The 11,004-nt window shown below is 69.2% G+C and carries 10 protein-coding genes; 9 read left to right on the plus strand and 1 reads right to left on the minus strand.

Annotated elements, in window-relative coordinates; translation table 11 throughout:
• The 6 genes from P3W85_RS12595 to P3W85_RS12620 form a co-directional block, all read left to right on the plus strand.
• On the plus strand, positions 1 to 1,126 hold a 1,126-nt coding region (locus P3W85_RS12595), incomplete at its 5' end, for an FAD-dependent oxidoreductase (RefSeq protein ID WP_276265019.1).
• 12 nt (positions 1,127 to 1,138) lie between these two features.
• On the plus strand, positions 1,139 to 1,336 hold the full coding sequence (thiS, locus tag P3W85_RS12600; protein ID WP_276265020.1) for a sulfur carrier protein ThiS: 198 nt from the start codon (positions 1,139 to 1,141) through the stop codon (positions 1,334 to 1,336).
• Positions 1,337 to 1,342: 6 nt separating this feature from the next.
• A complete protein-coding gene (locus P3W85_RS12605) occupies positions 1,343 to 2,191 on the plus strand; it encodes a thiazole synthase (RefSeq protein WP_017225255.1) in 849 nt (282 codons plus the stop codon).
• On the plus strand, positions 2,188 to 3,330 hold the full coding sequence (locus P3W85_RS12610) for a thiamine phosphate synthase (protein WP_276265021.1): 1,143 nt from the start codon (positions 2,188 to 2,190) through the stop codon (positions 3,328 to 3,330). Before P3W85_RS12605 ends, P3W85_RS12610 begins: the two co-directional genes overlap by 4 nt.
• 157 nt (positions 3,331 to 3,487) lie before the next feature.
• Positions 3,488 to 3,997 carry a GNAT family N-acetyltransferase gene (locus P3W85_RS12615; RefSeq protein WP_276265022.1) on the plus strand — a complete coding sequence of 170 codons (510 nt, stop codon included), beginning with the start codon at positions 3,488 to 3,490 and terminating at the stop codon, positions 3,995 to 3,997.
• Between the two features lie 50 nt (positions 3,998 to 4,047).
• Positions 4,048 to 4,797, plus strand: coding sequence for an AAA family ATPase (locus P3W85_RS12620; RefSeq protein WP_276265027.1), 750 nt, complete (start codon positions 4,048 to 4,050; stop codon positions 4,795 to 4,797).
• Between the two features lie 230 nt (positions 4,798 to 5,027).
• Here P3W85_RS12620 and P3W85_RS12625 read toward each other — a convergent pair whose 3' ends face one another.
• A complete protein-coding gene (locus P3W85_RS12625) occupies positions 5,028 to 6,785 on the minus strand; it encodes a sigma-54 interaction domain-containing protein (protein ID WP_276265023.1) in 1,758 nt (585 codons plus the stop codon).
• Positions 6,786 to 6,972: 187 nt separating this feature from the next.
• On the opposite strand from P3W85_RS12625, the gene P3W85_RS12630 reads away from it, so the two are divergent.
• The 3 genes from P3W85_RS12630 to P3W85_RS12640 form a co-directional block, all read left to right on the plus strand.
• Positions 6,973 to 8,520, plus strand: coding sequence for an acyl-CoA carboxylase subunit beta (locus P3W85_RS12630; protein ID WP_276265024.1), 1,548 nt, complete (start codon positions 6,973 to 6,975; stop codon positions 8,518 to 8,520).
• 98 nt (positions 8,521 to 8,618) lie between these two features.
• On the plus strand, positions 8,619 to 9,629 hold the full coding sequence (locus P3W85_RS12635) for a tripartite tricarboxylate transporter substrate binding protein (RefSeq protein WP_276265025.1): 1,011 nt from the start codon (positions 8,619 to 8,621) through the stop codon (positions 9,627 to 9,629).
• A gap of 1 nt (position 9,630) precedes the next feature.
• On the plus strand, positions 9,631 to 11,004 hold a 1,374-nt coding region (locus P3W85_RS12640), incomplete at its 3' end, for an acetate--CoA ligase family protein (protein WP_276265026.1).

Raw genomic sequence — 11,004 nt, forward strand, 5'->3', positions numbered from 1 at the left:
CCTATCCGCCTGGCAACTGGTACGCGCCGGCCTGCGCGTGGCGCTGATCGAGCGCGCCGGCCCCGACGGCGCGGGCTCGGCCGCGTATGTGGCGGCGGCGATGCTGGCGCCCCTGGCGGAATCCGCCATTGCCGAGCGCCGCATCGTCGAACTGGGCACCGCCAGCGTGGACCTGTGGCGCGCCTGGATAGCCGAATTGCCGGAGCCGGTGTTTTTCCAGGAAGACGGCACGCTGGTGGTATGGCATACGCGCGACCGCAGCGAGATGTCGCTGTTCGCCAGCCGCGTACGCGCCGTGGCGCCGCCCGAACTGGTGGCCGAGCGCATGCGCGCGCTGGACGGCAACGGCGTGGCCGCGCTCGAGCCCGCGCTCGCGGGCCGCTTCTCGCAAGGCCTGCTGCTGGCCGGCGAAGGGCAACTCGATAACCGCGGCACGCTGCGTGCGCTGCTGGCCTGCGCGGTTGCCAGCGGCCTGCATTGCGTATGGGAAGCCGGTGAAGTCGAGGCGGGCGACCTGCCGGCGCTTGGCATCGGTGCCCGCGTGGTGCTGGATTGCCGCGGCCTGGGCGCGCGCGCCGCGTGGCCCGGACAGCCGGCCGCGCACGGCAGCATGCCGGGCTTGCGCGGCCTGCGCGGCGAAGTGGTGCGCGTGCACGCGCCCGAGGTCAAGCTGCACCGCCCGGTGCGCCTGCTGCATCCGCGCTATCCGATCTATATCGCGCCCAAGCCCAACGATCTCTACGTGATCGGCGCCACCGAACTCGAAAGCGAGGACGATTCGCCGATGAGCGTGCGCTCCGCGCTGGAACTGCTCTCGGCAGCCTACTCGCTGGACCCGGCGTTCGGCGAGGCGCGCGTGCTGGAACTCAATGTGCAGCGCCGCCCGACGCGGCCGGACCATCTGCCGGCCATCCGGGTGGACCAGCATGCCCGCATCGTGCGTCTCAACGGCCTGTACCGGCACGGTTTCCTGATCGCCCCGGCGGTCACCGAGGCGGCCTGCCAGGTGGTGCGGGCGCTGCTCGATGACGATCCCGCCGCCCATGCCGTGCCCGCCGCGCTGCGCTGGCCCGGCATGATCGAGCCCGCGCTCGACACCGTTGCCGGCTCGCCGGTGCTGCACTGAACGACAATGACCATGGATATCCTGCTCAACGGCCGTCCGCTCGGGCTCGCCGATAACGCGACCCTGGCCGATGCGGTGGCCGGCGCCGGCATCGCGCCGCCTTTTGCCGCCGCGCTCAACGGCCAGTTCGTGCCGCGCGCCGCGCATGCGGCCACCACGCTCGCCGCCGGCGACCGTATCGACCTTGTGCAACCCGTGACGGGAGGCTGACCCCACATGACGCTCAATACCGCTGAATCCCGCCGCGACCTGCTCGGCGACCCCTTCGTGCTCTATGGCGAGTCGTTCGCCTCGCGCCTGTTGCTGGGCACCGCGCGCTATCCGTCTCCCGCCACCTTGCAGGCCGCGGTGGAAGTGGCGCGGCCCGCCATGCTGACGGTGGCGCTGCGCCGCCAGGGCGCGGTGGGGGACGGCGAGGGCGGCCAGGCCTTCTGGCAGATGCTCAGGTCGATGGATGTGCCGGTGCTCCCCAATACCGCCGGCTGCATGGCGCCGCAGGAAGCCATCACCACCGCCATGATGGCGCGCGAGGTGTTCGAGACCGACTGGATCAAGCTTGAACTGGTGGGCGACGACTATACCCTGCAGCCCGATACGCTCAACCTGCCGGCGGTGGCCGAGACGCTGATCAAGGAAGGCTTCAAGGTGCTGCCGTATTGCACCGAAGACCTGGTCCTGTGCCGCCGCCTGCTCGACGTGGGCTGCCAGGCGCTGATGCCCTGGGCCGCGCCGATCGGCACCGGCAAGGGCGCGGTCAATCCGCACGCCATGCGCCTGCTGCGCGAGCGTTTGCCGGATACCCCACTGATCGTCGACGCCGGTCTCGGGCTGCCCTCGCATGCGGCCCAGGTGCTGGAATGGGGTTACGACGGCGTGCTGCTGAATACCGCGGTCGCGCAGGCGGCCTATCCGGTGAACATGGCACGCGCCTTCGCGCTCGCGGTCGATGCCGGCCGCACCGCTTACCTGGCCGGTCCCATGCCCGAGCGCGATATCGCCCAGGCCAGCACGCCGGTGGTGGGCATGCCGTTCTGGCACGCCGCAGGCGCGGAGGACCGCGCATGAGCCGCAACGGAGTGAAGGCCGCCGTCGACGCCGCGCTGCGCGACACGCTGCTGGCGCGCTACGGCGCCACCTTTGGCACCGCCGACAAGGCCTGGCGCGTATGGGCGCAGGCCGACGCGCCAGCCGAACTCGGCAATGCCGACGTGGTGCTGTTCGATGGCGAGGCCGAGGCGGCGACGCTGGCTCGCATCGCCGCTGCCGGCGCCATCGCCATCGAGAGCGACCGCGAGGGCGGGCAGTGGAGCGATACCGTGCGCTCGCCGATGGGCACCTGGGTCTTCAGCGCCCGTGCCGATGGCGATACCGCCCACTCGCCGGGCTTCGTGGCGGTACTGCTGGCCTGCCTGGCGCTGCATTTTCCCGCGCACGACGCGCTTTGCCTGGCGCGCGCCTGGCAGCCCGGCTCGCTGGACTGGCCGGTGGATTTCGCGCGCTTCCCGCAGGTGCGCCACGCCGCGCTGGTGGCGCCCGAGAGCCGCGCCAAGCCGTTCGCGCCATGCCCGCCGCTGGGTTTGTACGCGGTGGTGCCCACGGCGGATTGGATCGAGCGCCTGGTCCCGCTGGCCGTGCCCACGGTGCAGCTGCGCTTCAAGTCGAACGATGCGCAGGCCGTGCGCGGCGAGATCGAGCGCGCCGCCGGCGCCGCGCGCGGCAGCGCGTCGCGCCTGTTCATCAACGACCACTGGCGTGCCGCCATCGATCACCATGCCAGCCACGGCAACGACAGCGCGCGCAGCGGCATCTACGGCATTCACCTGGGCCAGGAAGACCTCGACGAGGCCGACCTGGATGCGCTGCGTGATTCCGGCCTGCGGCTCGGCGTGTCCACCCATGGCTACGCCGAGATGCTGCGCGTGGCCACCATCGGCCCGAGCTACCTGGCGCTGGGTGCGATCTTCCCCACCACCACCAAGGTGATGCCGACCGCGCCGCAGGGCCTGGGCCGTTTCCATGCCTATGCCAAGCTGATGCAGCCGGTGGTGCCTTCACTGGTGGGCATTGGTGGCGTGGACGCCGCGCGCCTGCCGCAGGTGCTGGCTGCCGGCGTGGGCAGCGCGGCGGTGGTGCGCGCGATTACCGAGGCGGACGACGTGCCGGCTGCGGTGGCGAATCTGCTGGGGATGTTCCCGGCGGCCTGAAACCTCCGGCGTACGGAACGGGGCCCGGAGGCGAGGCCGGCGTACGCAGGCAGGAATGCGCTCACTCCGGGCCAGCGCTCACCCTCTCCTCCGGGCTCCTCTGCCATGCCATGGGAGAGGGCGGGCGCCCCGGCTCGCTGAATACTGCCGCATACCCATGCCATTCCCTGACATCCGCCTGGCCACCACGGCCGACCTGCCAACACTCCCCGCCATCGAACGCGCAGCGGCCGGGCTGTTTCCCGCAGACGACCTGCCGCCCGCGCTGCGCGGGCGCGTCACCCCACTCGAAGACCTGCAGCGCGCGCAGCGCGAAAGCCGCCTGTGGGTCGCCATTGCCTCCGATGGCAGCGTAGCCGGCTTCGCGCTCGCCAGCACCAGCGGACAGCGTGCCTACCTGGATGAAATGGATGTGCACCCGGCCCATGCCCGCCGTGGCCTCGGCCGCGCACTGGTGAGCGCCGTGGCGGACTGGGCTCGCGCGCAAGGCCTGCAATCGCTCGCGCTCACCACCTTCCGCCATCTGCCATGGAATGCGCCGTTCTACGAGCGGCTCGGTTTCCGCCCCCTGGAAGAGGCTGGCCTGTGTCCCGAACTGGCCGCAGCGCTTGCGCGCGAGGCAGCGCTTGGCTTGCGGCAGCGTATCGCGATGCGCTTGCCGCTCTGAGGCTCGTTCCGCGCTACGATAGCGGCGTGGCCATCCACTTCGCTGTCATCATGATCTCCTCCCAGTTCATCAGCCGCGTCACCCTGCGGCGCGATATCGTCGAGAGCTTCGAACGCTACCCCTTCAGCCTGCCCGCGGTGCGCTCGCTCGATGTGCTGGAGATCCATCCCAAGGTTACCTTCCTGGTCGGCGAGAACGGCTCGGGCAAGTCCACGCTGATGGAGGCCATCGCGGTCGCGATGGGCTACAACGCCGAGGGCGGCTCGCGCAATTTCAGTTTCGGCACACGCAGATCGCATTCGGAGCTGCACCAGTACCTGCGTGTGGCGCGTGGTTTCAGGCGTCCGAGAGATGGCTTTTTCCTGCGCGCGGAGAGCTTCTTCAACGTGGCAACGGAAATCGAGCGCCTGGACGCGGAGCCCGCCTTCGGCCCGCCCGTTGTCGACGCCTACGGCGGGCGTTCCCTGCACGAGCAATCGCACGGCGAATCGTTTCTCGCGCTGATGATGCATCGCTTCGGCGGCAACGGGCTCTACCTGCTCGACGAACCCGAGGCCGCGCTCTCTCCTCAGCGGCAACTGGCGGTGCTCTCGCGTATCCACGACCTGGTGGGCGATGGTTCGCAGTTCATCATCGCCACGCATTCGCCGATCCTGATGGCTTACCCGGATGCGTGGATCTATGCCTGCTCGGCCGAGGGTGTGGTGCGCGTCGGTTACCAGGACACCGAGCACTTTCGCGTGACGCGCGATTTCCTGGCCAATCCCGAGCGCATGCTGCGCGTGCTGTTCGAGGGATAAGCCTGCCGCCCGAGAGAGCGGCCCTTGCAGACGGCTGGCGTCTCGGGCTTGCTGGCTTTGCGGATTCGTGGCGGGCAGGGTGGCTCCGGGTTGGATAGTCCGGGTCTGCGCAATCGGCGTGGTCGTCGACCTCCGCAACATCCGGCAGTGCGGACGCGGACTGTTGTGACATTGGCTATCACATGAATTCTCCTCTTGAAACGAGTTTCAAGGCATAGGCTCGCGCATGCTCAGCCGCGCGGGCCGCGCTCCAGTATCTTGTACAGATGCGAGCGCGAAATTCCCAGCTGCGCGGCGGCGCGTTTCTTGTTGCCGCCGTGCCGCGCGATGGCCTGCAGCACCGCTTCATGCGCGACCTCCCGCAAGTCCGCCGGCGACGCCACGGCAGCATCGGTTGCGCCCTCGTCCGGCGTTGCTTCCGGCATGTCTTCCGGCACCGCGCCAAACGTCAAGGCTGGCTCGCTTACGCTGAATGCCGCCATGTTCTCCTCGCCCCGCGCGAAGTCCGCCGCGCGCAGCACGCGTGAGTCGCAGAACACCAGCGCCTCTTCGATCTTCTGCCGGAGCTGCCGCACATTGCCCGGCCAGCGCCGTTCGGCCAGGTAGCGCGCCACCTCGGGTCCCACCTCCGGCACCGCCACCTGGTTGCGCGCGCAAAAGCCGCGCACGAAATGGGCGAGCAGGGCAGGTATGTCCTCGCGCCGCTGGCCCAGCGCCGGAATGCGCAGCACCACGCCGCTCAGGCGGTAGTACAGATCCAGGCGGAAGCGTCCGCCGTCGATCAGCGCCTGGATGTCGCGGTTGGTGGCCGCCACCAGGCGGAAGTCCACCCGCTGCGACTGGCGGCTGCCCAGGCGTTCCACCATATGGTCTTCCAGCACGCGCAGCAGCTTGACCTGCATTTCCATCGGGATGTCGGCGACTTCGTCGAGGAACAGCGTGCCGCCCGCGGCCTGTTCCAGCTTGCCGGCCTGGCCGCCGCGCTGGCTGCCGGTGAAGGCGCCTGCCACATGCCCGAACAGCTCGGACTCGATCAGTGTGGCGGGCAGCGCGGCCAGGTTGAGGCTGACCAGCGGCTTGCCCTCGGCAGCGCGGCTGGCGCCGTGGATGGCGCGCGCCACCAGTTCCTTGCCGGTGCCGCTTTCGCCCAGGATCAGCACCGGCACGTCGAGCCGCGCCACGGTATCGATCTCGCGGCGCAGACGCTGCATGGGCGCGCTGTCGCCGATCAGCAGGCCGGGTCCTGCCTGCTGCTCGCGCAGTTCATCCAGCGCGCGCCGGGTCTGTGCCAGCTGCGAGCGCAGCCGCGTCATTTCCCGATGCATGCGGCCGATGGCCTCGGGTTCCTTGAAGAGTATCTGTCCGATCGCGCCGACCACTTCGCCACCCGCGCTGATCGGGATGCGGTTCACCACGCGCGTCACGCCGTTCATGGTCTGCAGCTGCCCGATCTCGGCCTTGCCGCTGGCGGCCACCTGCGCCAGCCGCGAGTTTGGGATGACCTGTCCGGCGGGGCGTCCGGTGCCTTCGCCCGTGCGCAAGCCGAGGAACCGCTCGTGCACAGGGCTGATGAAACGCATATGGCCGGCACGGTCCGCCACGGTGATGGCCTGGTAGGGGTTGGTGATGAAGTGGTCGAGGATGGCGCCGGCAAAGGGCACGGCGCCAATGAAATCGAACAGCGCCGCATCGCGCCCGGCCGGGCGCAGCAGGATCACCTGGCGCGCGCGGTCCTGCAGGCGCATGGCGATAAAGCGTCGCACGGGCTCGCCCGCGGCAGCGGGCGGGCTGCATTCGAACAGGCGGCCGGCGTCGTGGTGCGGATCGTCGCCGAGTTGCGCGCTGGCAGCCAGGGCGGCCGTGGCCAGCGCCGCCTCGGCGGCGATGCCGAGGGTGGCGAGAACTTCCCCCGCGTGGCTGGCGACTAGCACGCCGAGGCTGTCGTCGGGGTCTGGGCGCGTGTCTTCGGCTGTCGCTGTCGACGACATATCGTGTCTCCATCGTGGACACCGCGGTGTCCTTTTGTGTCGTTATCGCGGACACGATAACAGCGGCTCAAAAAAAGAACAATGAAATCAAGGACTGGCGCGGCTGGCATGTTTGCTGCGATAGAAAGGCCGACAAGCGCGCCGCGCAGCGGCCTGCGCACATAACGACAGCCTTGAGGAGACCGCCGTGTCCTGGCAGCCCGAAATCGATGAACTGGCTTATCGCAAACAACTCGCCGCGCAGCTCGGCGGCCCTGACAAGGTCAAGCGCCACAAGGATGCCGGCAAGCTGACCGTGCGCGAGCGCATCGGCGCGATCGCCGATGCCGGCTCCTTCCGCGAGGTGGGCGCGCTCACCGGCAGCGGCCAGTACGACAGCAACGGTCGCCTGGTGGGCCTGACGCCCGCCAATCTGGTGATGGGGCGCGCCAAGGTCGACGGCCGGCCGGTGGTGCTGGTGGGCGACGACTTCACGGTGCGCGGCGGTGCCAACGACGGCGCGGTCGGCGAGAAGCTGATCCACGCCGAGAAGATGGCGCACGACCTGCGCCTGCCGATGGTGCGGCTGGTGGACGGCACCGGCGGTGGCGGCTCGGTGCGCAATATCGAGAACAAGGGCTATACCAACATTCCCACCATGAAGGTCTGGCAGCACGTGGTGGAGAACATGTCGCTGGTGCCGGTGGTGTCGCTGGCGCTGGGCTCCGTGGCGGGCATGGGTGCGGCGCGCGTGGCCGCCAGCCATTACTCGGTGATGGTCAAGGGCACCTCGCAACTGTTCAATGCCGGCCCGCCGGTGGTGGCGCGCATCGGCCAGGTGCTGGAGAAGAACGAACTCGGCGGCAGCCAGATCCACACCCGCAACGGTGTGGTCGACGACGAGGTGGCCAGCGAGGAAGAGGCCTTTGCGCGTGCGCGCCGCTTCCTGTCCTACCTGCCCGGCTCGGTGCATGAACTGCCGCCGCGCATCGAACCGGCCGACGACCCCGCACGCCGCGACGAATGGTTGCTGTCGGCCATCCCGCGCGACAGCCGCTCGGTCTACAAGATCCGCCCCATCGTCGAGACACTGGTGGACCAGGGTTCGTTCTTCGAGATGGGCCGCTTCTGGGGCCGCGCCATCGTCACCGGGCTGGCCCGCATCCACGGCTGGCCGGTGGCGGTGGTGGCAAGCGATCCGTATCACTACGGTGGCGGCTGGGACGGCCCCACCGCGGAGAAATTCATCCGCTTCGTCGATCTTGCCGAAGCCTTCCACCTGCCGGTGGTGAATATGGTGGACATCGCCGGTTTCCAGATCGGCCTCGAAGCCGAGAAGGCCGGCACCATGCGCTACGGCGTGCGCGCGCTGGCGGCGGTGTACCAGGCCACCGTGCCATGGTGTTCGCTGATCCTGCGCCGCGCCTATGGCGTGGCGGCGGCGGGGCACCAGCATATGGGGCGCTTTAATTTCCGCTACGCGTGGCCGTCGGCCAACTGGGGCTCGCTGCCGATCGAGGGCGGCCTGGAGGTGGCCTACAAGGCCGAGATCGAAGGCGCCGACGATCCGGTGCAAAAGCGCGCCGAGATCGAGCAGCGCGTGCGCAGCCTGACCTCGCCGTTCCGCAGCGCCGAAGCCTTCGTGGTGGAAGACATCATCGACCCGCGCGACACGCGCTCGCTGCTGTGCGAGTTCGCCAACCTGGCGGCACCGCTGCGCGTGCCGGGCGTGAGCAGGTTCGGCATCCGGCCCTGAAGCGGGACCGGCAGCCGAGAACGAGAACAAGAACAAGAGCCGAATACAAGACCAGCACCAGCCACCAATACCAGGCAGACAGAAAACCGGAGACCGCCTTGTCCAAACACCGATCCTTTCTTGCGCACAGCCCCGTCTTCAAGGGCCTCGCCACCGCAACGCTGGCCATCGGCGCCGCGCTGCTGCCCGCCGCCGGCGCGCAGGCGCAGGAGCACTGGCCGCAGAAGCCCGTCACCATCGTGGTGCCGTTTCCCGCCGGCGGCATGACCGACCTGCTGGCGCGGCGCATCGCGCGCGATATGCAGGCCGAGTTCAAGCAGCCCTTCGTGGTGGACAACCGTGCCGGCGCCAGCGGCCAGATCGGCACCGAGATCGTGGCGCGCGCCAATCCCGATGGCTACACGCTGCTGGTTACCGCCACGCATCAGGTGATCAACCCGGCGGTGCGGCCCAGGCTGCCCTACAACGCGAGCAAGGACTTCACGCCGATCGCGCTGCTGGCGACCACGCCCAATGTGCTGGTGGTGAACAACAATGTGCCGGTGTCGAACCTGCAGGAATTCCTGGCCTATGCGAAGAAGCAGAAGGACGGCCTGTCGTTCGGCTCGTCGAGCATCGGCGGCGCCACGCATATGTCGGGCGAACTGCTGCGGCTGATGACGAACGCGCCGCTGACGCATATCCCCTACAAGGGCGCGGCGCCGGCGCTGTCGGACCTGCTTGGCGGCCAGATTCCGGCGCTGTTCCACGACGTGATGACGATGGCGCCGTACGTGAAGGACGGCAAGGTCAAGGCCATCGGCGTGACTTCGGCCCGGCGCAGCGAGGCGCTGCCCAATGTGCCCACCATCGCCGAGCAGGGCGTGCCTGGCTATGAGGCGACCACCTGGATCGGCTTCTACGGCCCGGCCAACCTGCCCAGGCCACTGGTGGAGCGGTTGAACCGCGATGCGGTGAAAAGCATGAACAGCCCGGAGTCGAAAGCCAACCTGGCGCAGAGCGGCACCACGCCGGGCACGCTGAATGCGGAGCAGTTCGGCGCCTTCGTGCAGGCCGAACTGACCAAGTGGAAGCGCGTGGCCACCGAGGCCAGGGTGAAGGTGGAATGAGATGAGCGATCACGTTCTCGAACTGCTGGCGCCGCGCTCCGTCGCCATCCTCGGCGCCTCCGACAACCCCATCAAGGCCGGCGGCCGGCCCATCGACTATCTGCGCCGCTACGGCTATGCCGGCCGCGTGTATCCGGTCAACCCGAAGCGTGCGCGGATCCAGGGCCTGCAGGCCTATCCCGAACTGGCCGCGCTGCCCGATGCGCCCGATGTGGTCGTGGTCAGCGTGGCGGGGCAGGAGGTCGAACAGGCCATCGACCAGTGCATCGCCGCGCGGGCGCGTGCCGCGGTGATCTATTCCTCCGGCTTTGCGGAGCTGGGCGAGGGCGGCGCGGCGCAGCAGCGCCGCCTGGTGGAGCGGGCGCGCGCCGGGGGCTTGCGCCTGTTCGGCCCGAACACCCAGGGCGTGGCCAACTTCCGCGATGGCGCCATCCTGCATTTCTCGACCATGATCAACGAGGAAGCCGGGCAGGACGGGCCGGTCGCCATCGTCAGCCAGAGCGGTGCGGGCTCCTCCATCGTCTATGGCGGATTGCGCCGCAAGGGCATTGGCGTGCGCTATATGGTTGCCACCGGCAACGAAGCCGATATCACCGCCGCCGAGGTGCTGCGCGCGGTCGCGGACGACCCGGATATCCGCGTGCTCTTGCTCTATGTCGAATCGCTCAAGGACCCGGCGGTACTGGCGCAGGCCGCGCAGATCGCGCATCGGCGCGATATCCCTATCCTTGCGGTCAAGGCTGGCCGCACGCAGGCCGGCCAGCTCACCGCCAGCTCGCATACGGGGGCGATGGCCGGAGAGGACGCGCTGGCCGATGCCTTCCTGCGCCAGCACGGCATCCAGCGCGTGGCGGACTTCCGCGAGCTGGTCGAGTACAGCCAGGTGTTTGTCGGCGGGCAGCGTCCGCGCGGGCGCAAGGTGGTGGCGATCAGCAATTCGGGCGCGACCTGCGTGCTGGCCGCCGACGCAGCCGAGGATCACGCGCTCTCGCTGTGCCAGTTCGAAGGCGACGGGGCTGCCGCGCTCAAGGCGGTGCTGCCGTCCTTCGTGTCGGCGCGCAACCCGATCGACATGACCACCGCGCTGCTGGGGCAGCCGCAGATCTATGGGCAGACGCTCGACGTGGTCGCCGCGCAGCGCCAGGCGGACATGATCTATGTGGGCTTTCCCATCGGCGGCGAAGGCTACGATTTTGCCGGCTTCTCGGCGCAGACCGGTCGCTTTGCCGCGGCCAGCGGCGTGCCGGTGGCGGTCAGCGCCAACCAGGAATGGGTGGCGCAAGCCTTCCGTGCGCAAGGCGTGCCGGTGTTCGACAGCGAACGCGCGGCCATGCGCGCGCTGGGGATGCTGGCGCGGCACGTGGCCGTGAATGCG

The organism is Cupriavidus basilensis (assembly GCF_029335485.1).
GTDB classification, from domain to species: domain Bacteria; phylum Pseudomonadota; class Gammaproteobacteria; order Burkholderiales; family Burkholderiaceae; genus Cupriavidus; species Cupriavidus basilensis_E.

Bases quoted from the DNA above. Each gene is read 5' to 3' on its own strand.
- P3W85_RS12605 (WP_017225255.1), top strand. From the start codon at position 1,343: ATGACGCTCAATACCGCTGAATCCCGCCGCGACCTGCTCGGCGACCCC.
- thiS (WP_276265020.1), top strand. From the start codon at position 1,139: ATGGATATCCTGCTCAACGGCCGTCCGCTCGGGCTCGCCGATAACGCG.
- P3W85_RS12615 (WP_276265022.1), top strand. From the start codon at position 3,488: ATGCCATTCCCTGACATCCGCCTGGCCACCACGGCCGACCTGCCAACA.
- P3W85_RS12625 (WP_276265023.1), bottom strand. From the start codon at position 6,785: ATGTCGTCGACAGCGACAGCCGAAGACACGCGCCCAGACCCCGACGAC.
- P3W85_RS12610 (WP_276265021.1), top strand. From the start codon at position 2,188: ATGAGCCGCAACGGAGTGAAGGCCGCCGTCGACGCCGCGCTGCGCGAC.
- P3W85_RS12620 (WP_276265027.1), top strand. From the start codon at position 4,048: ATGATCTCCTCCCAGTTCATCAGCCGCGTCACCCTGCGGCGCGATATC.